This is a genomic window from Paenibacillus sp. PastF-3, assembly GCF_029893135.1.
GTDB classification, from domain to species: Bacteria; Bacillota; Bacilli; order Paenibacillales; family Paenibacillaceae; genus Paenibacillus_AQ; species Paenibacillus_AQ nitricinens.
Map to the genome: position 1 here is coordinate 354,397 of NZ_JARXWM010000003.1, position 21,483 is coordinate 375,879.

At 41.2% G+C, this 21,483-nt stretch carries 28 protein-coding genes and 1 pseudogene; 14 read left to right on the forward strand and 15 right to left on the reverse strand.

The window, feature by feature from the left end; genetic code table 11:
• Nucleotides 1-80: 80 nt before the first annotated feature.
• Nucleotides 81-1,556, reverse strand: a complete 1,476-nt coding sequence (locus tag M2444_RS08715) for a glycosyl hydrolase (RefSeq protein ID WP_280786743.1) — start codon at nucleotides 1,554-1,556, stop codon at nucleotides 81-83.
• Nucleotides 1,557-1,730: 174 nt separating this feature from the next.
• Nucleotides 1,731-2,147, reverse strand: coding sequence for a cytidine deaminase (locus M2444_RS08720; protein ID WP_280786818.1), 417 nt, complete (start codon nucleotides 2,145-2,147; stop codon nucleotides 1,731-1,733).
• 107 nt (nucleotides 2,148-2,254) lie between these two features.
• On the opposite strand from M2444_RS08720, the gene M2444_RS08725 reads away from it, so the two are divergent.
• The gene (locus tag M2444_RS08725) at nucleotides 2,255-2,686 is read left to right on the forward strand and encodes a NucA/NucB deoxyribonuclease domain-containing protein (protein WP_042194351.1); all 432 of its coding nucleotides are present in this window, start codon (nucleotides 2,255-2,257) and stop codon (nucleotides 2,684-2,686) included.
• A 79-nt stretch (nucleotides 2,687-2,765) separates the two neighbouring features.
• Here the strand turns inward: M2444_RS08725 and M2444_RS08730 are convergent, their stop codons facing one another.
• A complete protein-coding gene (locus M2444_RS08730) occupies nucleotides 2,766-2,915 on the reverse strand; it encodes a hypothetical protein (protein WP_179281775.1) in 150 nt (49 codons plus the stop codon).
• A gap of 149 nt (nucleotides 2,916-3,064) precedes the next feature.
• Here M2444_RS08730 and M2444_RS08735 point away from each other — a divergent pair, with 149 nt between their 5' ends.
• From M2444_RS08735 to M2444_RS08745, 3 genes are all read left to right on the forward strand, one after another.
• Nucleotides 3,065-3,241 (forward strand): YjfB family protein, encoded by a 177-nt coding sequence (locus M2444_RS08735; protein WP_094874632.1) that lies wholly within the window; start codon nucleotides 3,065-3,067, stop codon nucleotides 3,239-3,241.
• A 149-nt stretch (nucleotides 3,242-3,390) separates the two neighbouring features.
• The gene (locus tag M2444_RS08740; protein WP_094874642.1) at nucleotides 3,391-3,924 is read left to right on the forward strand and encodes an ImmA/IrrE family metallo-endopeptidase; all 534 of its coding nucleotides are present in this window, start codon (nucleotides 3,391-3,393) and stop codon (nucleotides 3,922-3,924) included.
• 74 nt (nucleotides 3,925-3,998) lie between these two features.
• Nucleotides 3,999-4,160, forward strand: a complete 162-nt coding sequence (locus M2444_RS08745; protein WP_170880221.1) for a hypothetical protein — start codon at nucleotides 3,999-4,001, stop codon at nucleotides 4,158-4,160.
• A 121-nt stretch (nucleotides 4,161-4,281) separates the two neighbouring features.
• Here M2444_RS08745 and M2444_RS08750 read toward each other — a convergent pair whose 3' ends face one another.
• Nucleotides 4,282-4,455: a hypothetical protein gene (locus tag M2444_RS08750; protein ID WP_280786744.1), complete on the reverse strand. Its 174-nt coding sequence runs from the start codon at nucleotides 4,453-4,455 to the stop codon at nucleotides 4,282-4,284.
• 108 nt (nucleotides 4,456-4,563) lie between these two features.
• On the opposite strand from M2444_RS08750, the gene M2444_RS08755 reads away from it, so the two are divergent.
• The 4 genes from M2444_RS08755 (at nucleotide 4,564) to M2444_RS08770 (ending at nucleotide 7,861) form a co-directional block, all read left to right on the forward strand.
• Nucleotides 4,564-4,896, forward strand: coding sequence for a DUF3139 domain-containing protein (locus M2444_RS08755; protein ID WP_280786745.1), 333 nt, complete (start codon nucleotides 4,564-4,566; stop codon nucleotides 4,894-4,896).
• A 177-nt stretch (nucleotides 4,897-5,073) separates the two neighbouring features.
• The gene (locus tag M2444_RS08760; protein ID WP_094874634.1) at nucleotides 5,074-5,568 is read left to right on the forward strand and encodes an RNA polymerase sigma factor; all 495 of its coding nucleotides are present in this window, start codon (nucleotides 5,074-5,076) and stop codon (nucleotides 5,566-5,568) included.
• Entirely contained in the window at nucleotides 5,565-6,554 is a 990-nt protein-coding gene (locus M2444_RS08765) for a hypothetical protein (RefSeq protein WP_280786746.1), read from the forward strand. The genes M2444_RS08760 and M2444_RS08765 overlap by 4 nt, the downstream gene beginning before the upstream one ends.
• Nucleotides 6,555-7,336: 782 nt before the next feature.
• Nucleotides 7,337-7,861: a hypothetical protein gene (locus M2444_RS08770; protein ID WP_280786747.1), complete on the forward strand. Its 525-nt coding sequence runs from the start codon at nucleotides 7,337-7,339 to the stop codon at nucleotides 7,859-7,861.
• Nucleotides 7,862-8,091: 230 nt separating this feature from the next.
• On the opposite strand, the gene M2444_RS08775 is transcribed toward M2444_RS08770, so the two are convergent.
• From M2444_RS08775 to M2444_RS08790, 4 genes are all read right to left on the reverse strand, one after another.
• On the reverse strand, nucleotides 8,092-8,712 hold the full coding sequence (locus tag M2444_RS08775) for a restriction endonuclease (protein WP_280786819.1): 621 nt from the start codon (nucleotides 8,710-8,712) through the stop codon (nucleotides 8,092-8,094).
• 237 nt (nucleotides 8,713-8,949) lie between these two features.
• Nucleotides 8,950-10,281, reverse strand: a complete 1,332-nt coding sequence (locus M2444_RS08780) for a serine hydrolase domain-containing protein (RefSeq protein WP_280786748.1) — start codon at nucleotides 10,279-10,281, stop codon at nucleotides 8,950-8,952.
• Nucleotides 10,282-10,753: 472 nt separating this feature from the next.
• A complete protein-coding gene (locus M2444_RS08785; protein ID WP_094878801.1) occupies nucleotides 10,754-11,380 on the reverse strand; it encodes a type 1 glutamine amidotransferase family protein in 627 nt (208 codons plus the stop codon).
• 113 nt (nucleotides 11,381-11,493) lie between these two features.
• Nucleotides 11,494-12,456, reverse strand: coding sequence for a helix-turn-helix transcriptional regulator (locus M2444_RS08790; RefSeq protein ID WP_280786749.1), 963 nt, complete (start codon nucleotides 12,454-12,456; stop codon nucleotides 11,494-11,496).
• A 568-nt stretch (nucleotides 12,457-13,024) separates the two neighbouring features.
• On the opposite strand from M2444_RS08790, the gene M2444_RS08795 reads away from it, so the two are divergent.
• Complete coding sequence (locus tag M2444_RS08795) at nucleotides 13,025-13,216, forward strand: hypothetical protein (RefSeq protein ID WP_094874641.1); 192 nt, start codon at nucleotides 13,025-13,027, stop codon at nucleotides 13,214-13,216.
• Nucleotides 13,217-13,331: 115 nt separating this feature from the next.
• Nucleotides 13,332-13,580, forward strand: coding sequence for a DUF3951 domain-containing protein (locus tag M2444_RS08800; RefSeq protein ID WP_179281776.1), 249 nt, complete (start codon nucleotides 13,332-13,334; stop codon nucleotides 13,578-13,580).
• A gap of 1,087 nt (nucleotides 13,581-14,667) precedes the next feature.
• Here M2444_RS08800 and M2444_RS08805 read toward each other — a convergent pair.
• The 3 genes from M2444_RS08805 to M2444_RS08815 form a co-directional block, all read right to left on the reverse strand.
• Nucleotides 14,668-15,531 carry an NAD(P)-dependent oxidoreductase gene (locus tag M2444_RS08805; protein WP_094878899.1) on the reverse strand — a complete coding sequence of 288 codons (864 nt, stop codon included), beginning with the start codon at nucleotides 15,529-15,531 and terminating at the stop codon, nucleotides 14,668-14,670.
• A gap of 74 nt (nucleotides 15,532-15,605) precedes the next feature.
• On the reverse strand, nucleotides 15,606-16,703 hold the full coding sequence (locus M2444_RS08810; RefSeq protein WP_094878898.1) for a DNA alkylation repair protein: 1,098 nt from the start codon (nucleotides 16,701-16,703) through the stop codon (nucleotides 15,606-15,608).
• Between the two features lie 71 nt (nucleotides 16,704-16,774).
• Nucleotides 16,775-17,098, reverse strand: coding sequence for a hypothetical protein (locus M2444_RS08815; RefSeq protein ID WP_094878897.1), 324 nt, complete (start codon nucleotides 17,096-17,098; stop codon nucleotides 16,775-16,777).
• A 281-nt stretch (nucleotides 17,099-17,379) separates the two neighbouring features.
• On the opposite strand from M2444_RS08815, the gene M2444_RS08820 reads away from it, so the two are divergent.
• Nucleotides 17,380-18,324 carry a helix-turn-helix transcriptional regulator gene (locus tag M2444_RS08820; protein ID WP_094878896.1) on the forward strand — a complete coding sequence of 315 codons (945 nt, stop codon included), beginning with the start codon at nucleotides 17,380-17,382 and terminating at the stop codon, nucleotides 18,322-18,324.
• A 953-nt stretch (nucleotides 18,325-19,277) separates the two neighbouring features.
• Here M2444_RS08820 and M2444_RS08825 read toward each other — a convergent pair.
• From M2444_RS08825 to M2444_RS08840, 4 genes and pseudogenes are all read right to left on the reverse strand, one after another.
• Complete coding sequence (locus tag M2444_RS08825; protein WP_373455856.1) at nucleotides 19,278-19,385, reverse strand: YjcZ family sporulation protein; 108 nt, start codon at nucleotides 19,383-19,385, stop codon at nucleotides 19,278-19,280.
• Between the two features lie 27 nt (nucleotides 19,386-19,412).
• Nucleotides 19,413-19,556: a hypothetical protein gene (locus M2444_RS08830; RefSeq protein ID WP_179283803.1), complete on the reverse strand. Its 144-nt coding sequence runs from the start codon at nucleotides 19,554-19,556 to the stop codon at nucleotides 19,413-19,415.
• 165 nt (nucleotides 19,557-19,721) lie between these two features.
• Nucleotides 19,722-19,976: pseudogene (locus tag M2444_RS08835) on the reverse strand (holin); the annotation flags it as partial.
• A 3-nt stretch (nucleotides 19,977-19,979) separates the two neighbouring features.
• The gene (locus tag M2444_RS08840; RefSeq protein WP_094878894.1) at nucleotides 19,980-20,183 is read right to left on the reverse strand and encodes a hypothetical protein; all 204 of its coding nucleotides are present in this window, start codon (nucleotides 20,181-20,183) and stop codon (nucleotides 19,980-19,982) included.
• A gap of 128 nt (nucleotides 20,184-20,311) precedes the next feature.
• On the opposite strand from M2444_RS08840, the gene M2444_RS08845 reads away from it, so the two are divergent.
• The 3 genes from M2444_RS08845 to M2444_RS08855 are packed head-to-tail and all read left to right on the forward strand — an operon-like array spanning nucleotide 20,312 to nucleotide 21,481.
• Nucleotides 20,312-20,665 (forward strand): helix-turn-helix domain-containing protein, encoded by a 354-nt coding sequence (locus M2444_RS08845; protein ID WP_280786750.1) that lies wholly within the window; start codon nucleotides 20,312-20,314, stop codon nucleotides 20,663-20,665.
• A 40-nt stretch (nucleotides 20,666-20,705) separates the two neighbouring features.
• Nucleotides 20,706-21,086, forward strand: coding sequence for a hypothetical protein (locus M2444_RS08850; RefSeq protein WP_094878892.1), 381 nt, complete (start codon nucleotides 20,706-20,708; stop codon nucleotides 21,084-21,086).
• 11 nt (nucleotides 21,087-21,097) lie between these two features.
• Entirely contained in the window at nucleotides 21,098-21,481 is a 384-nt protein-coding gene (locus tag M2444_RS08855; RefSeq protein WP_280786751.1) for an ImmA/IrrE family metallo-endopeptidase, read from the forward strand.
• Nucleotides 21,482-21,483: the final 2 nt, after the last annotated feature.

Genomic DNA, 21,483 nt, shown 5'->3' on the forward strand with positions numbered 1-21,483 from the left:
TTTTTTCACATTAAAAAAAGCCCCGGAATCCGGGGCTTTTTTGCTAATATTCGGATGCTCGAATCCGTTCGGATATCGCCTTAAGGAAGATAAAATGCTCCTGCTGGAATAACCCCTTTGGGTTGGCTAGGACTTTCCCACTGCAATACAATCCGCGCGTCTCCCACATTCTCATAGTACTCCACTTTTATTTCATGCAGCTTGCCTGCAATCAGATTCACACTGCCTTTTCGCTCTTGCCCACTCTGATTCACCCAACTGTCAATGATCAGCCCACCATCAATCCACACCCGCACCCCGTCATCAGAGGAGGTGTAAAGGGTATAGGTTTCACTATAGGCTGCAGTAAGCTTACCACTCCACCGTATTGAAAAAGCGTCGATGCGAATGGCTGGATCAGGCGAACCCTGTTTCCACGAAAATTGGATGTTAGCATCCGTTCGCGTCAGCGCAGGAGCGCCGCTAAGGGTCATATTATTGTAATATTGTCCCCATAGTCCACTCTGCAGCACACTATCTCCCATAGCTTCCACAATTGCCGCCTCAGCAGCATACTCTTCCCGTGTGAATACAAAGCTGTCGTTCATAAAGGCTCTAATTACCGCATCGGTATTCTTCTCATAAAGAAGCTTGCCCCAGGTCATCTGATAAGACCATTTGGGCTGTGATTTAGATAGTAGTGCAGGGGACGGTAGCTCTCCATTTTCTCCAATCGCGATCACTTTTCCACGACCCAGATCCCATAGACTATCATAGTGACTTCCCTTAAAATCCCCATCATAGATATCTAGTGCCAGCACATCTACTTTATCACCGCTTGGGTAGTATTCGGCAGGGTCATCACTCCACTGATTTTTGGCATTTGGGCTCCAGACCCACAATAAATTATGCAGCTTATGATAGCTGGTGAAACGGTCAAACATAAGGTTCCACAGTCCCACGTAGTTGCTCTTCTTCCCCCACCAGAACCATCCGCCATTCATTTCATGATACGGCCGCCAGAGCACAGGAACACCTGCATCATTTAGTTTTTTTAAAGAAAGAGCTATCTTATCCAGATCAGCGATCAGTGCATTATACTGAGTGGTACCCGGGGTTATATATTTGTCAAAATCAGCGTTGCTTATGCTCGTAGAAACATTAGTCCAAGCAGGAGCTGTCCCTGGCAACTGAGCGTGATAGCTTATCGTTACGATTCCACCGGAATTATACCAGCGAATAGCACTGCTAACGACCCAATCCCGCTGATTGTCTATTAGTGCTGCCGTCTGATTATTGATTGCGCCCAGCTCATAGCCGTGAAGGGCCGCATATTGCCCGCTAGTATTTTTCAGTTCCCCATTGAACTCATCCGCGCTTTCCAAATAATCATGTTGTCCACTAATCCATCCTTTTCCTTGCAGAAAATAAAGGGTATTCAACAATTTCTGTGCAGAAGGTACCGTTTCCGAATCCGCCGGAGCCATTTGCAATTTACGATACGCCATTTGCCACTGAACATCGCTCACAAACCTCGATGCCGAATCAACCATATTTCGAAGATTGCGCTGTTCCATCCACTCTCACATCCTTTTAACTTTTTTAAGTTATAGTATGGGGATACTAGTGACATGAACTCAGCGAATGGACATGAAGTTGTAAATTAATTTAGGACAGTGTAAGGAACTGCAGAATAAATTCACGGCTCCATAAAAAAAGGAGCCTAACGGCTCCCGAGCAAACTCTCCAATTTACCTCGTATATCTCAGCGGTAGTAATTCAGAAATATCATATTTAGCTAACCGGCCGTCCTCGGATACAATAACTTTGCAGTCCTTCCCGTAATCAGCAATTAACTCACGGCACATCCCGCAGGGAGAAACTACTTTAATTTCTCTTTCCTCGCTGTCCGGATCAGAATGCCTTACCGCAACAATCGCATCAAATTCCTTGTAGCCTTCGGATATCGCTTTTCCAATCACCATCGCTTCTGCACAGACTGTAATTCGTCCCATGCTAGCTTCTACATGTACCGCTGTAAAGATTTCCCCCGTCTTAGTACGGAGCGCCGCCCCTACATGGTGCCTTTCCCATTCATAGCGTCTAGTTATAATATCTTCAGCAGAGGCTATAAGCGTCTGATCTTCAATCGTAATCAAATACTCCATATCCAATACCGTCCTCCTCTTATTTTTCCTAAGTATATTAAATCGCACTGCATTATGATATAAGATATACTATTTTAAGTTCCAAAAAAGGAGGAGCAGATTTGAAAATACAGAAACTACTCACCAGTCTCATCATTGTTGTGTTACTTGCTTTGGGCGGTTATTGGTATGAACAAAACGGAGATCCGGCAGCCCCCTCGTCCACATCCGATTCAGAAGTTGTTCAGCTGATCTTCCCATCAGATCGTTATCCTGAAACCGCTAAGCACATTCAGGACGCGATTGCCAAAGGGGAGTCCGCGACGTGCACGATTAACCGTGAGCAGGCTGAAGACAACCGCAAAGAATCCTTAAAAGGGATCCCCACCAAAAAAGGCTACGACCGCGATGAATGGCCCATGGCCATGTGTAATGAAGGCGGAAAAGGGGCCGATATTGAATACATAACCCCAAAAGATAACCGCGGCGCAGGTAGCTGGGTTGGCAATCAGTTAGAAGATTATGCGGATGGAACCCGCGTAGAATTTATGTTTAAATAATGAGCTAACGAGAACAGCGCTTCAAAAAAAGTAGCCCCATCCGGTATACCGGATGGGGCTACAATGTGCATCAGCTAGCTTAGAATAAGCAAGCTTTAGTGATGATAACCAGCAAGATGAAGAGTACCAGAATAGCTCCTGTTGAAGTCCAAGGGCTACACACCGGACCTACTGCTGCTGGGCTTACTACCGGACCTACGTTACATCCACAACCATGTTCAAATCCCATTTTCAATTCCTCCTAATGATTAATGACTACAGCACAAGATATGTAAAAAGGAGATAAGCCGTTTGGGCGAATTGGCAAACAAATGCTATTCACCTAATGAATTAGGTAGGTGCAGTCGATAAACAGGATATACACAAAGGAGGTGCAATATGGATATAGCCGCGTTATCAGTAGCAATGAGCCAGGCATCCTTAGCTCAAAATGTAGGAATACAAGTCATGAATATTGCCAAAAATCAGGCTGAAACCCAGAGTCAGACGATGGTGGAAATGCTGGGCAAAAGCGTTGCTCCGAATTTAGGAAAAACACTTGATATTAGTGTTTAATTGCATTATGCTAAGGACACACAAGAACATTCGTTCTTATGTGTCCTTATATTTTTACCCTACATAGCCCCTTGGGCTTTTCTTTTGTCTTATTATACGAACATACGATCCTATAATCGATTCTGAATGAGGTGAACGATGTGAATAACATGAAATCCTATTATCAAATGACTGCGCTGGAGAAGTGGACGGAAGATTTATACAAGCGTCTGAACCTTACTCAGCCTTCGCAAATTTCGATTGCTTATATTGCAGAACGGCTTAATATTTGGGTTCATTATTTGGATGTAAGAAGCAAGAGCATCGAAGCATCAGCGGGGATGTACACCATGTTTATTGACAACCGGCTTCCAGCCAGTCTGCAGCGGCTAGAGTTTCTCCATGAGCTCTGTCACCTGCTCCGCCATGGTACGGATCAAATATTGATGCCAGAACATTTCACGCGGGCACAGGAGGATGAATCTGAGCGATTTATTCTTTATGCAGCTATGCCCTACTCCATGATCTCCCGCATGACGTTGCCTGAGCAACGGGAAGATGCAATCAGCTATCTTGCAGCAGAATTTCAAGTACCAAACGAGCTGGCTTTACAGCGGATTGATCAAATTCAAAGACGTGTTTTTCAGGGGCAATTATTGGCCGTGATGGGAAGAAACGAAGAACGATTAACACATATTCAATAATGACTGCGGAGATAATAAGGGAGTCGCAATGAAGGACCATTATTATGGTGGAATTTCTCGCAAGGGGGATCGATATGGAAGCCATTAAAGTAATTGAATTATTGATGACTCATCCAGATTATAACGTAGATGCAGTGCACCCCGAAATTCCGGATTTTGTTGGGATCGAGTCGATTGAAGTGGATCATGAAACGGGAACCTTCTCCATTTTATTGCAAGAACCCAAAGACGACTGAAGCTGATTTGTGTAAGTTCATAATAAAAAGGCAGCAAGTATAGTATACCCAGGCAATTCTTTACCTACGCGGGTTTAACTATCGGCGGGAAATTTGCTGCCTTATTTGTAATAAAACTCTGTTAGGCGGATACAAACTGAATCACACCAATAAGAGTTAGAATGAGGAACATACCCACAACTCCCCAAATAATAAACCATAAAATTCTGAGACCTGGTAGCTTGGGACTAGCATGATTCTCCAATACCTTAATTCGCCGCTCCAGCTCTTGTATTTTTTCTTCTTGTTGCATCATTTTCTTCCTCCCTTCTAATGTGTAAATTACAAGATACAATAGATATGACATACCAGTCACAATACATTATCTTATAATATATACATTTTAGCTAAATGGAGGGAATTAATGAAGAAAAGAACAAAAATAATTCTTATTACCTTCGTTATTGTATATGGAGTCGCTTCTTTAGCGCTTCAGGCCTTCCGAAATCATATGGACAATGAAGTGATTCATTATTTGGTAGCCACGAGAGATTATAAGAATGAAGATCTTTATAAAGTACATACCCAGATTAGTAAGGCTCCCGTCGTAAGTACAACGGTGATTTTTGCAGATGAACCTAACGCAAGATACTTTTATCGAAAAGAGAAGGATCGGATTTATCAATATAGCATGGCTCTTGTAAAAGGGTTTGATCCAAAATATACATATAAACATAGTGAGGAGACCCTCCCCTAAAGGGGAACTTCTATTATAAAGGTGCGATAGCCCCAGCAGTCATGATATGGCTGCTGGGGCTATCGCGCCTTTTTTTTGATTCTAACCCTTGATCTAGACGCTAACAAATTCTCTCAGGAACATAATGTGACCAAATGCCGTCCTAAATGGTGTTAAAGGTAAAGGGGGCATAGAATCATGCAACGATCCATGACCCGGCCGGGAAATCATGTGATAAAGAGTTACGAAATCTACGCAGATATGCTGTTCCGGATTGCTTTGGTCCATTTAGGCAGCCGCCAAGATGCCGAAGAAGCCACTCAGGATACCTTCATCAAACTGATAGAAAAAGCACCAAAGTTCAAAGACGCTGAACATCAGAAAGCATGGCTGATCCGGGTAATCACCAATCATTGTAAAACATTACTAGGCAGAGGCTGGCGCAAGCGCGAGGTCAAACTGGAAAATGCTGAGCCGATTTCGTTAGACACCCCCGAGGATTTGTCTCTGCTGCAGTTAGTTATGGCGATGCCTATGAAGTATAAAACCGTAATCCATCTTTATTATTACGAGGACTATCCCATCCAGGAAATCAGCAAAATTCTGCAGATTAGTCAGTCTGCCGTGAAGATGAGACTTCAGCGGGGACGGCAACTGTTAAAACTGGAGCTGGAAGGAGTGGAATCACAATGAAAGAAGATCAGTTTCGAACATTATACAAGAAAGCGGTGGATTCTATGAAACCAGGTGAAGAGATGAAAAAAGAATTGATCGACAAACTGGAGCAACAGCAGGAGCGGAAGCGTCCGCGCAAGACGGTTTATATCGCGGCAAGTATCATCCTCGCCGCCGGGATCGGCTTAGCTGCATCTAATATATGGCAGAAGTTAAATAACCAGAGTACTCAGGGGCAAATCGCTCAGGTAACTCCAGGTCCAAAGCAACCAGACAATTCTGGCACAAATGCGTCCGGAGGCATTGTCATTCCCAAGCTGGAACTTCCGGATACCAAATCTGGCGTTATGGCAGATATGATCGCTCTAGTCGTATATAAAGATAACATTTATACACAGTCTGCGACTCGAATCAACGCAGCTGATGCTACCGCTCTGCGCGGTGACAAGCTTGGTCGTACTACAGGTGGCATCGATGAATGGAGCGGTAAAGACAAATATATTGAGTTAGCTTCTAACATCGGAGAAACGGATATCTATTCCGTAAAGGGCTATGATTCCGATTTCTTGATTATGTCCTATTCGGAAATCAACGGCGAGGTATTCGCCGAACTGTATGAGCATACAAACGGGATCACTGTAAACAGCGGCGCTGATCTATTTGGCAAGCTAAATATTGAAGGCCGAATTACTTCCGCACAATGGGAAAGCTTCCACAGTTGGAACAACGGACAGCAGCAGTACACACCGCTCGCTGACGACGAGGCGCTTAATGGCTTCTTGAAGGCACTCCAAGCAGCCAAACCGCTGGCAGCAGAGCCTCTTATCGCGCAAGGCATCTACGACAGCGAAGACCGCAAGGTTCTCTATCTCCAGCTGGAAGACAATGCCCGGGTAGAACTGACGCTGTTTGGTCAAGGGCTAGTACATTACGGCCAGGCACCTGTATTCTTCGAAGTCGAGTCCGGGGCATTCCAGCAGCTATGGGATAGTATGAAACCATAAGGATGATGGTCGAAAACCGAGAGTACAGCGATTGCGACAACGATTTGTGACAACTTTTCGGACGCTATACCCATTAGAGAAGTCTAGCTGGATACAAAAAAAGAGACGCTGTTGCAAAACCATTTCATGGCTTTGCAGCAGCGCCTTTTTGTGTTAGCTGTATGGTTTGCATTGCACCATGCCAGAATATCAGGTTCTATATAAAAATCCATATATCGCCAAAAAATTTTGTGTAGTAGAATGATTTTGTCGATTATATATGTTTAAGAAGGAGTGATTAGATGGGTGCGAAAAATAAAGTGATAGCTGGTGACTATGAAGGTAAAGTAATAATGTCTACTCTTGGAATTGTAAATTTGCACACTGGTTTTTAAAAAACAATCACAATAGACAAAAACACTGTAGAGGATTATGAGATTATGGACGAAACTCATTCCAAAAGTGCTGTGAGTGCTGTGGGAAGAGGATTAGTGGGAGGATTTCTACTAGGACCTGTTGGTTTGCTCGCTGGCCTTTCAGTAAGAGCAAAGGCGTTCATATCATTGCAGTTCAGTTCAAGGATGGAAAGAAGAGTTTAATAGAGATAGACGAAAAAATTTACAAAGCTTTTTTGAAGAATTGTTTTTAGTGAAAGTACATAGTGTAAAGGGGCCGCCGTTGTAGGTTAATCCTATGATGGCTTTTTTACGGTAACTTACGGTCAGCTTCCAGGTAGTTTTTACTACGCCCATTATCATACGCATAATAGAGCTGGAGGACATTCTTTCTTTTAAGGAGATATAATGCTAAAACAATTAGATAAGAATTTCAAAGTATCTGGTCTACCATCAAAGTACACCTTAGACCAAGCAGGACAGTTACTTCAAAAAAATTACAATGCAATTGAACTAAGTAAAAATGATTTTAAAAATCTACAAAATGATCCAGACGCAAAGTACGACCACATTGCTAAGTGCTATAAAATAGTGGACACAACATTACTTTATTCAATTTACACCCAGGATGAGAAACAGGATTTGTCTGAAATGATCTTATATCTTAATAGTTTGGTTAACGATAATAGAGGATCGTCAGAAAATTCTGAAAGTGAACTTATGTGGAAAGATATACAAGAAGGAAGACGAATCAATATTGTACTAGAAAGTGTAGATAACAACTCTATATCTTCATTTACTATGCAAGGTCTGTCTCAAAAAATTCTGAATGATTTAATTATATTAAAGGGTATTCCAAATGAATATTGTGAACTGGGCAATCCTCATTATGAATATTACCTGAATGTACTGCATAATGAAGGGAAAATATAATGAACATTTCACTGAACTTAATTTCAGTACTAAATTAATCATATATAAAAGATCCCCCGTTAAGGTTGACGGGGATTTTTTATATACGATTATGCCAAACTTCTTTGAAGATTTTCTTCATTACAGTACTCCTATGTATTAAATTACCTGATCTCATTTTCTCCGCTTCATGTATTTCTGTATTGAAAATCTTCATTGTTCATCATTATAAAAACTCCTTGTACTCAGAACTATCTATTTCTTCGCACCCATCGTTTTTCAACTTTGAAGTCCTTCTTAATTACTTTATTGCTATTCATGTAATTATCCCATGACTCCAGTATAATCCTGGGCTCAGACTCAAGGATATCCTTTGCTTTATCAATCTGCCCTGACTTGAAAAAGTTTATAATTTCTATAAGGTCACTTCTACTATGTAATCTTACGGCGTTATAACTAGCAAGCTCTTCACACGCAGAGGTATATTGATTTGAGGATATTACCATGGACTTCTTTGCCTTGTAATATCTCATGGAACTATAGACCTCTTGAACAGTTCCTAACCCTACTGGATAGGAATAACGCTTTGCCTGAACGACATTTCGAACCCCCTCCCCGTCTGTAAACACTAAGTCAGATCCAAAATCTCTGCCTCTTCTCGTTTTATATGTATCACTATAACCCATGGCCAAAAATAAACGATACAGATATTCTATAAAGCCAGTTCCGTCTTCCATTTGGTCTATGTCCTGGATCGTAATCTTAAGTGGATCAATTACTATACTTTGGGAAGGACAGCTCTTCTTCCTTGATAAAACTTTGAATACAAAAACAGCAGTAATGATAGCAAGAATAACCAACAAAATTATCATTTTTGTCAACCAGCAACCCCCATTAATATAAGAACCTCGCCAATGCCGGCGAGGTTCTTCCAAATTGCAATGCCATTATTTCCAAACCCTATAACCTTAATATTAATTATTTGGAACATTATGTATATATGACTGATAAGAAAAAGTCTTAGACTACTGTTGGTTTATTGAACTAACATTTCCCGTTAGTTGAACGATCCGAACACCAAATGAATTTGAGCTTTTGTTGTTAACCAACTACAACATTGCCTGAAATTCCTGTAACCTACTAGAAATTGAGATACTATCAGGAAATATTGCAGAGGCACAATTCAGAATTTGGAAGGCATCTTCCTTATGGCCACCCCACGTTAATGCTTCAGTGATTCGTATAAATTCAAATTCCATTAAATAGTGTTTATCTTGTTCCATCCTCATGATGCGGTGATATTCTTCCATCGCGTTGTCTACTCCATTAGATACAGCTAAAGCTGCAACTTTTTGAGCAATAGATCGCTTGATGTGGGTAATGTTCGAACCAAGCAATAGATCAAGAATTGGATAGAGAGCGCTCCCCAGCCAAACATAGTCGCAATTGGTCATAATAGAAACCGCAATATTTTCATCGGGAAGAAGGAACAGATTGGTCAAAAAACCGGTATCCCATCCTGAATGCGAGATGATACGCAAACCCTTATATTCTCCCAGAAACCAGCCTAATCCAATCTGTGCATTTTCTTGACCGTAACTAGTTGTTGTATGTGGCTTCCACATTTCATCATAGCTGCTGGATTGTAATAATTGATAGCCATTTCCTGCAGTTCCGCGGTTTTGATGCATTAGCAGATATTGGCACATATCTTCAGCATTAGTATATAAGGTAGAACTGGGGCCATGTGCCCTGTTGTACGGAAACACATTGCTAACATAGCCACCATAACCATTGGAAGTACCCAAAACATGAGGTGCAGCTAGATGAGTTTCAATTTCCAGTTTCAGAAAGGAACTGGACCGCATTCCAATTGGTGTAAGAATGTTATTTTTCATATATTCCTCGAAGCTCATTCCGCTAACTTTTGCGATCATGTCTCCCAAAATTTCATATCCGATATTACTATAGGCAAAGTTATCGCCAGGCTCGCTAAGTAACTTATGACGATAAACACCTTTTACATATCTTTCAAGACTTTGCTCATCATATTCAGGACGGTCCCATCCGTAATCTTCTTCATCCGGCATCCCCGAGGTATGGCTCATAAGCTGCCTTATTGAAAGATTGCGAAATCGCTCGTCCTCCATCTTAAAATATGGTAGATAATGGGTGATTGGTGAATCTAGATCTACTTTGCCACGCTCAACTAATTGCATGATGGCAGTAGCAACGAAGGTTTTAGAAACTGAGGCTTGGTGAAATAAGGTACTCCTGATAAGGGGATCACCTGTCGATAGATTCGCTGTTCCATATTCACCAGTAAATAAAATCTGGTTGTCCCTCACTATTCCGACTGCTAAGCCTGGAAACTGTTCATTTTCCACGAAATCTGCTAGCATTTCATGTAACAAACTTCCTATATTCTGATCATTAATCAATTTAACCTCCCCCAAATATTCGGCATCAAACTGTTAAATTCCCTTTAGTAATAGGTTTATTTTACCATAATGCCAATGCTTTTTTTGGTAGAGAATGATTATACTTATTTATGTATCCTGCCCCTTAGCTTAGTGTCCTCGACAGTCTAGTACCTTTTTCCCTTGTTTATCAAGACCTAGATTTTAGGAAAGTCAGATATAATAAAGGGTTCCACATATTAGTCATGACTAATATGTGGAACCCTTTATGCTTAATTATCGTACTCCGTTAGAATTCCTGTGGAACGAATATTTTAAGTCACATTGTTACTCATGTGGCATCTTGTCCATATCCATATCCATATACAACACACTGTTCTAAATGGTGTAATAGATGTAAAGTCTTTGGGTGTTCCATTCTATATATTTACCTGACACTCCCATATCTTTTATGTTTTCAGTCATTTTTACTCCTCCTTAAATGCTGATACCTTCATTGTGTTGAATTCATCAACTCATAGTAATATTTAGAATCATTAGTCTTATTAAGGCTATACCAGGCGTCTAATGTTTTTGGAGAAAACACATCCAAAGCTTTCAAGATGTGTGCAGAAAATTCCAACGGAGCTATTCCAGATGCTGTGATCAGTTTTCCATCAGTTACAGCAGACTCCATTTTGTAATACTTTTCTCCTGTATAAGTGGGACAGATCATTTTAAGGTATTCCAGATCATTGCTTGTATGCCCACGTGAATTCAGCAATCCTGTCTGGGCAAGCCCCATTGTAGCACCACAAATCGCTGCAACCCATATACCTTCCCTTAAACACCTCTCAGCAATTTTTAAGAGGGGGTGGTGAATGGTTTCTGTCCATGTATCTCCACCGGGTAAAATCAATAGATCTGATCTTTCAATGCTGCACTCATCCAATTTGATGTCAGGCAGTATTGTAAGTCCGCCCATTGTAGTTACTGGAGTCTTATCAATTCCCACGGTAACTATTTTTGATGGGGCCAGCCCCTTTTTATAATATCTTCCCGAGTTCAGTTCGGCAGTTAAGTAGCCTATTTCCCAGTCTGCCATTGTGTCAAACACATAAAGATATACCTTATTATTCATTTGCAAGTTCTCCTTATTTTACAATTCATCAAGTGATACCAACCATCCATCGGTAATCAATGATTATCATCATTATAAAATAGCTTCACTGACATCCCCTGTCAGTGAAGCTATTAAAGTTGATAATATTCCATTAACTCCGACACAAGAACAACAAGTTTTTCCTTCAAACTCTGTGGTTCAATTACTTGAATGGATTTCCCGTAGGATAAGAGAAATGAAGGAACATAGGTATGAATTGATGTTACCTCAAGTAAAAAAATTGCTTGATTTGATGTACGCTCTTTCAGATGATGCCCCAAAAACCAATGCAGGCATAAGTCATCCAACGCCTCTGACCTACCTTCGATAATTAAAGCAATTAACCCGTCCTTGCCGACTAAATCAGGTAATAGATTTTGCAAAAAAAATTCCCGAGCCAAAAAAGCTTCGGAACGCTTAAATATGTATTGAGTACGCTTGATTTGTAAAATCCGTTCTATCCGAAAGCTGCGGATCTCATTTCTCAGGTGGCAGAATGCAACAATATACCATTTATTGTTCCAGTAAACCATTCCATAGGGATCTATCACCCTAGTCTTGTGTTGATCATCACGGCCTGTGCGATAATCAATTTCTACAGAGAATTCGTTTGCTACAGCTTGCTCCAATTCCACCAATACTGGCTGAATAGAAGGGTCTCCCATACGGTTTATAACTTCAAATCCGGCTAAATGACGGCTGAGAACACTTTCCTGTTCCTGATTCGAATACATTTTCAATTTGGATGTCGCATTACCTAATGCCTCACTCAAAGGGTATCCGGCTTCTTTTGCAAAAACAGCAGCATGAAGAAGTGCTTTTTTTTCTTCAATATCAAATAGCAGAGGTGCTCTGATAAAATTATTCAGCAAGCTATACCCGCCATTATGACCAGTGTCGGATATTATAGGCACTCCACTGGCACCTAGCGCATCAATATACCGATAGACTGTCCTTATATTTATTTCTAGCTTTTCGGATATTTGTTTTGCGGTCATTTTAACGCCCGAATTCAGCATCCATAGGATTGCCAGCATATTATCGTTTTTTGGCATCACATATACCTCATCTTTTATTAGGATCTCTCTAAATTATTAGCTTTGCGAATCGCTTGCATCCCTTTATTCATCAATCTTTCAGTCTTTCAATCCTCACGTAGCATTTAATGTGTGTCGACTCCCGTAACTTAAACAACAATCTGCAATTTTAACATTGCTGCTTTTACTCTCAACTCAACTTTCTGCTTACCACAACTTGTGATACAGTTCACCGAGTATGATCTTAAACTATGCTGCCAGTTAGCCAAAAAGTGAGACCGCTTGCTTGTTCGGCTAGATGTTTCCGGTTCATTACGACCACATAGATGATTTGCTTCACCGCATCCTTCCCTTTCAACTCCTTGCCTCGCAGCTGCAGCAGTCCACCTATCGAACACTCACGGTTGCAGTAACCATTATCCTAGAAAATATACTGCCAAACTCTCTCATGAGTTCCACGCGATTTCGAAAACTATCACGCCCGATCCATACCTCTCACCCCTTAATAGATTGGTATATTTACTACTGGAACTATAATTGGAACTAACCGTATTAAATGTAAAATTCTTTATGGAGGATGGTTATTATGAATCAAGAAAACTTAACTTGTAAAACTTGTGGAAGTACTACCTTTACTAAAGGTGAAGTGAACGCTGTAGATGCTAGAGTAATCCCGATCGGTAAAACTTTTTCTTTTGGCTCCCCGGTTATATATACATTTTGTAAAAAGTGCGGAGAAGTAGCCTCAATTAGAATTAAAAATCCCGATAAATTTTGAACCTTATAAACTGCCTCTTTAGCATCAAATCTCAGTCGAATGATTATTCCTCACAAACCTAAATATTGTAAATATTAACATTTAATCATAAAATCAAACAAAGGCGGTGTTAACAATGAACTTAGTACAATTTATGTTGTTTGGAATAGGAGCCATTTTCTATCTCTCATTAGGAATCATCATTGTCAAGATATTACTTACAAGAAAATTACCAAGTAATAATTACACTCCATTTGACTACATCACGGCCCATTCTCAATTTGAGTTTCACGATGAGAAAAAAGAAATAGAAGAGAATGCAGACCATGGTGATGATAAGGACAAAAACATCATTTCGTTATCAAAACGAACTTCGCTTCCCTAATGCGCAATATGCGTCGACGGCGTAGCAACTCAGTTTTAACCTCCTGCTAGTGAACCGACTGTACTTGTGCAAAAAGCAAGAGTCAAAAAAATTAGATTCCACCATCAGCGACAGCGACATACACATCCATTATTCTAGTTGGCGATCGGAATAAATCCAAAAGTAGCTGCGGAACGACTGGCGACTGGGTATGACTCCAGCGATGTTCAACGAACGATATTCACACCTTCTCCCGATCATGCAAGAAGAAGCCGTTGACAAATAGAAGCGGAACTGCAAAAATATGCTGAAAAACAACTCGAACCTGTGGATAAATCATTCTCGTTAGCAAATTCGTTAGCAAACTTAAAATCCCGGCCTTTCCCCATCCTATTTTCTTTATATCACTAATCCTACAGACAGCAAAAAAACCTTACAAAGTAAGGGTTTTTGATAAGTGGGCCATGAGGGACTCGAACACCCGACCAATCGGTTATGAGCCGACCGATCTAACCAACTGATATAGAGGAAAGGCATAAATGCCTTAAACTCTATTCAAAAACTCTTGTTTTTATTGGGATTAGCTAATATCGATTAAACTTAATTAAAATGAGTTTGTGACCAAATTTGTGACCACTGTGCCCTGGAGAAATCCGGGGTTTCTTTTATGGATTTTTATATACAGACACAATTTAAGTAGTGATGATAAAAAATGCTACCCTGCAGATCATTGCGATCCGCAGGGCATTATTTGTAGTGTCCTTCGATTTTTATGTTGACTGTCAACTGTGTAATTAGACAACTACGATAGTTACTGTATAGATGCTACTTATATTTCATTGTCACAGATAAAAATGAATGTTCCCTTTAATTATACAGAACATTCGTTCTTACATAAAAGGGGGGAGCCAACATTTTATTAATAATTTACACTAAGGAAATTTTACCGCTTTTTAGATTATGAATGGATCGATGGTTTCTGACATCCTTCGTGCGCTCAAGCTCCGTCTCCCCGTACCTACCTCCAAATCAGATCCGGTAGTGTTAGAATCAACGTTGATGTGGTTGTTGTATCTTCCAGGTAAGAGGATATTGTACATTAAGATTTCTATCGCATTACTTTAATAAGGGCTCCGAGTTCCTCATGTCCGTAGCCAGCATCCAAAGCCTTCTTGAAAAGCCCTTGGGCAAATGCCGGAAATGCATTGTTAATGCCAGCTTCTTGAGCTTGTTCCAAGAGGAGCTCCACTGTCGTCATACACATATTTACAGAACTCTGTGGATTGTCGTATGTTTCTGTTTGAATCACTTCACTCTCATACTTGATGACATCACCGACAACCTGCGAGACATGAGCGATCATGGACCCGAAAGCATCCACGCGAAGGCCATCCGATTCAAGGATACGTGCCGCATGAAAAAAGCCGAGGTACGAACCAAATAGGTATGAAAGAAACGCTAATTCTGTCGAAGATGCTGCGCTAACCTGTTCACCAAGATAAGGCACATTTCCGGCCAGGCATTTAAGAAACGGCTCACTCTGTTGAAAAGCAGTTATGGAGCCTGATGTGAAGATTGTAGCGTCCGGTTTGCCCATCTGTGGCGGTGAAGCTGCTATGGCTCCGTCGAGATATTCCGCATCGTGTTCTCGAGCCCATGCTTCATTGTCACGTGCTTGCTGGGGGCTGCCTGTGCTCAACTGGACAAGAATGCGACCTGCGAGGGCCGGTTTGACCTCCTCTGTATCCAAAATACCGTATGAAGTCTTATAGTCAGAAACACAGATGATCGACACATGGCTTGCACTTATAGCAGATGCCGCACTGGGTGCAAGGATAGCTCCTTCCTTGACGAGCGGCTCCGCCTTTGCGCTCGACCGATTCCATACTGTTACTCGATAGCCATTTTGAAGCAACACTCGTGCAATTGCTGCGCCCATTGATCCCAAACCGATTACTGATACATTACTCATATTGTTTCCTCCATGTCATAAAATTCTTAATTTTAAAACGATTGTAGCGTTTTTTTGTTTATAAACAATCGTTCTCACGAGGGCTCTGAGGTAGCGGTTACGTAGAAATCCGTTGTCGCCATCTCTTTTCCATTTATTATTACGGATAGCCGATGTCTACCTGGATAATGCTTGCGGGTCGTCAAGTCCTTGAAATGATGGGCTCGCACGTATTTCCGCTCCACATTATCGTAGTTGTGTTCTGTTATCTTGAATAGCTTTCTCGATGTCGTACCGTTCGATTTGACAAAATCAATCCCATATTCGACCCGAAGCAGTTGGGCTACAGATGAGTTGGTTCGGATCGAAAATGAAAAGTTAAGACATTGGCCGATCGCCAGCATCTCTTCGTCAAGCGTCAAACCGCGTATCGTCACATCAGGCGAAGTCGTAAAACCAAACAAAGAAAGTACGTCTGGATCTCCTTTTCGAAGTAAACCACGACATCCGTGTTTGACAATCCAATCGGTCTGGAGGTTCTCTCCATACCAAACGCGGGCAAGTTGTTTAATCCGTTCGGGATGATCCTTGGATATATCGTTCAGATTATTAGCAACGCTTTTCTGCACATAGATGGATGAATCTCGCTTGAGTTGTTCCAATATGGGTATAATTGGCGACGGATCAACTTTAAATATGTCCAAGGCCATCGCCCAGGGTAATCGGGGACGGCAGCCCTCGCTGGCTAGCCGTCTGATGTGATGATCAGGATGGATCGCCCACTGAAGCATCTGGTCCATCATTCTAACGGGATCTTGCACAATAAAAGGACGAACGGCTAACTCCGAACTAGAAAAGAGTGTGAACAACTCCAGTGCTGGAATGGAATCCGTCCAATCGTCAAGTCCGTACACTTCTACAAAATCTGGAAATAACAAGTATTCGACTCCTATACATTGAGGAGCGATTTGGATCAAAACCGATAATGCTTCGCTATAGGACGTTGGCAGGGTCAGCCGCAAAGAAGCGCTTATATGCCGGATACGCTGTTTCAATTGTTTTTGTTCCCAGCTAGCATCGTAGATCAAGTTCAAAAACTTCGTTGAATCAAATGCCGGATACTTGAGTTTGACGATGGCTGTAAATTTGTCGAAAAAATCCAGATTATATTTACCCGCAAATGTATCACCCATATTCCATCTCCTTTCTTGGATTATCATCTAAATGTAAATTGAGCATAGGACTGGCCAACTTCCCAAAGTCCCTACATGTTCAAATTAGTCGGGATCAAATGCCGTTGCGTGATTTCCCTCGAATCAATCATTGAGACAAAATTTTGGAAAGCTGGTTCAGACTTGAGTTGCACCATTGCAGCTAATGCCATATCCATATCCGTCCAGTAAATAATGTCCGTCCATTGGATTTCATTTGGTGTATGTAGCAATGTACGTCCTTTAAACCCAGATACTCCAGTTTCCAATACCTCACTTAATGCAGCGGCTGCCTCGCAAAAGCGAAGTTTGTCCGTACCTTCCTTCAACTCGAACAAAACAATTTCCATCACGTATTGTTGATTTTTCTGCTCCATCTTTTTAATCTCACTCCGTCCTCATATTTGAAGATGTTATCGTCACACCTATTGGTCATAGTCAGTACTCGCCACTTGACCCTTACTCACGGAAGGATCAAGAACGGATTCACAGCGACATCCAGGTTATGCTAGCATAAGAGTAGTTATACTTTAGTCTGAATTGCATATCCGAATCCTCCTAGGTGTGTAAACATTGACTTCGAGATTAAGCATACGGAATAATAGTGCCAGGTAATGGCACTATTAAAAAAGTTTTAAATATATGGAGGGAACGGTCCATGAACAAAGCTCAGCGACTCATTCAACTTATCATGCTGGTCAATGAACGGAAGCAGTTTACAATACAGGAGATGGCCGACGAATGTGGCGTTTCACGTCGGACGATGATTCGCGATTTAATGGAGCTGAGTGAACTGGGTGTGCCACTTTATTCCCAAGCAGGTCCCGGGGGCGGTTATCGCGTTCTACGGGAGAAGGTGCTTCCTCCCATTAGCTTTACTGAACATGAGGCAATCGCATTGTTTTTTGCCTGTCAATCGTTACACAATTACAAGTCTCTTCCTTTCAAAAATGAAGTGGATGCCGCATTGCACAAGTTTTTTCACTTCCTGTCAAGTGAGCTAAAGCAAAAGATAGAACGCATGCAACAACGGCTTGTATTCTGGATACCTCCACATGAGATGGAAGTTCTTTTCTTGAAGGAACTGCTCGAGGCTGCATTGGAGCAGTGCGTCGTCACTATCATATACGAAGCTTCTTCGCGCCGAGAAAGGAAGATTCAGCCACTCGGGTTATATACGATGAACGGGTTATGGTACTGCCAAGCTTACTGCTTCTTGGCAGGGGATTATAGGGTGTTTCGAGTAGATCGAGTTAAGGGTTTTTCACACGAGGCCGACCAAAGCATGAGAATGAATATGACAGAGGAGCACATTCAAACTTGGATCATGCGAATGGATGAGAGCGATACGTTGGAGCTTGAGGTGGATTTGACTCCGGAGGGTGTGAGACGATGCCGATCAGACTTATGGTTAACCCAGGGGATTGAGCTGCGTGAGGACGGCTCAGGCACGATTCGCACAATGATGAGCGCATCGTATACACCATGGACGGTACATTTTTTCCTCGGCTTTGGCATGGAGGCGAACGTGAAGCGTCCTCAAGTGGTGCGCGAACAAATACAAAGCAAGCTCCGGGAGCTAACCAGACAATACGAACTTTAGAGGAAGTGCACTCGAGACAAAAAAATATCGGTGCTATCAATAATTTTGTGTAATCTGATTTAGACGGAGCCCCATAAGGGGAACGCCTCCGTCAAGGCAAGTGTAGTCTAATGCGTTCTAGGAAAAAAGATGGACAACTGGAGGCGCATTTGGACCCGGTTATGGAAACGTTTATTAGCGCTATAGCAACTATCTTCATTATTTTTATAAGGTAGAATGACCCTGAAGGACTTTTGGATTTATATTGAAGAAAGCATAGATTTGTTGGGAGAGTTAGTGTAATTTGTAGCAGATGCACTTTCAGTAGAATAAAAAAAGCCTCTATCATCCTGGTAGAGGCTTTTACTGAAACAATGATACATATGTAGTTTTTCTAATAATATTTATGCAAGACAAAAACACCCCTTTACGGGGCATTAAGTATTAAAAATTTCAAAACGTCTTTTTAAAATCCAATTGTATCCTAAATTCAAATTCACTTCTTATATAATAAGAATCTGCAACCTTAACGCTGACTAGGCTCCATTTCTGGACTGGACCCTCACAATCAATTATGCAGCCAGCTAGATCACCACGGCGTTCAAGTATATATCTAAATACCTGTCCCTCATTTTCTTCTCTTTATATATTTCTTAATGAAATAAAACAAAACCAATCCCAGTAACACCAAGCCAAGTATAGCAATCAATAGAATTGCTGGATTCCCCACAGAAAAGTATGTATTTCTATACTGAAAGTTTTCATTATTCATAAGTATAGATTAATTAATTTGGAACATTATGTATATGTACTCTATATCACTGGTAATGAAAATTTTCCTGAACGCAACAAAATCCCGCCTACCACTTAAGGTTGACAGCGTACGTCTTTGAGACTATGTATGATGAAAAAAATCCGCCAGCTTGAGTACTGGCGGATTTAATAAGGTGCAGCCATATTGGGAGGTTTGAAACTTAAATCAAGAAAGTCTTAGAAATAATCACTAACAGGATAAAGAGAACCAGAATAGCTGCAGTAGAAGTAAAGCCTCCACCAAAGCCTTCAGCAAATCCACCCATCATAATTCCTCCTTTGTAATTGAACCCATTTTAGAAAAGACAGGCTTTTGTAATGATGACCAAAAGGATAAAGAGCACTAAGATTGCACCTGTGGATGTAAAGGCTCCACCAACAAAACGTTCAGGTTCACGTTCACCAACGCCGCAACAACGTTCTCCACGTACTTCGCCCATTTGTCAATTCCTCCTTTTTAATTGGATACAAAACTAAGATATGCGGGATTTGTATCGGCGCTTGGGTAAAGAAGAAACGAAAACAGTGAGCCTGTTGCGGAATCCGGCATTTCGTAAAAAACAAAAAAATACCCACCAGCCGAAGCCAGTGGGCAATAATTTTACTCTATTGTACGCCAGTTCAAATAGTCCCGTTGCTGATAGTCCGGCCAAGGCTCCAGACCACAACCGTAGAGTTATATCTAAGTCGGTGAAAGGATATGCTACAATCCCTATTAATAAACCTATAACAAAGCCAATCAAGGGCAACATATTTTTAGGCACATTAACTGAGACCTTCACGAACTGTATTCCTGCCAACACAAAAACGGTGATCACCGAGGCTAACGCCAATACATTAGTTAGGTTTTGATTGTCCATTGATTATTTAACCCCTCTCTTAAACAGACCAAGATTAAAAAACATCTGAATGATATTAAGCTCTAGCTTTGACTTGTCTGCTGATGTGGTTATCGCACCAGCTGCTTTAGCGGCTGTAATAGCCTCTGTATAATTGATGGCATATGTTTCCCTACCCGAGACGTTTAATCGCTTCTCTATTGTCGTTATGCGCTCATCCTGCTTCACTACGATTGCCTCTAACTCCTCAATTAACTAAATCTCAGACCTGCTACTAGCGATGTAGGTGCTGGGCTAAGAGCAACCGTATATGCGGTGCCTGTACCCGCCGTACTTTTTTTTAGAAAGGAGTTTCTATGCAAACCCTTGGCGGAAGAATTAAGAACCTTAGAGAAAAAAAGAACATCAAGCAAAAAGACTTGGCAGAGCTTAGCGGACTCACAATCGTTCAGTTATCACGATATGAAACTGATGATAGAAAGCCAGATCCGGAAGCATTAAAAAATATTGCCGATGCTCTTGATACATCAGTAGATTATCTTCTTGGAAGAACTAACGATCCGTCACCTGTTCGCAAAGAAACTAACATGTCTTTTTATGGTGGTCCGGATAAATATACTCCAGACGAAATAGAAGAAATGGAAGCAGCTCTCTTACGCTATAGAGAGATGAAGAAACGCGCAGCTGAACAATCCAATCAAAAATTATAAGCAAATCCTCCAACCGATGGGGAGTATTCCAGGTGATCATGTGCAAAATGAAGTTAGACGAGGAGTTAATCAAGCAAAGCAAAGCGAAGAAGGTGCAAATTGGTTTTTTGCAGAAATATTCATTATTTCAGTGGTTACTGGCTTCTACTTCTCTTCATGGTGGGTTTTTGGTGGAATATTAATAGGCTCAATCCTACTTGCCGTTAATAAAAAAACTAGACTTGCTTTATTGATTTTATTAACTTTTGGCTGTGGCGCTGTAGGTTGGATCATAGGGTCGTGGTTTGATAGTTCGGGTCTGGAGGCTATCACATCTGGGCCAATCGTTGGATGGAGGATAATTAATCATCTAGTTAAAATTAAACAAAGCCAGCAATGGCTTTTCTTTTCACCACAAAACAGAACATATGTACGTAAATAAGGGGCTAATATATGAATTATTCCAACTATTTCAAAACCCCTCTGGAACAATGGATTGAAGAACAATACCGATCAAACGGTGTTTTTACCCCTAATGATCTTGATATAGACAAGATCGCACTGAGCTTCAAGGTAGATATTGTTTATTACGACAAAACAACTTTTAGCGAGAATGAAGAAAGAGTCATTTTTATAGACAACCGCAATGATCGCACAGAACAGCGCAAGGTTTTTTTTCATGAACTTTGTCATGTAATACGTCACTCTGGCGATCAACGCTGGATGCCAGACTTGTTTCGTGAAGCACAAGAGAATGATGCTGACCGCTTCACGAATCCCCTGTTTCAGGTCTTGACTACCTTCAACAACCCCGTATTCATTCATTGTATGGTCTAGAA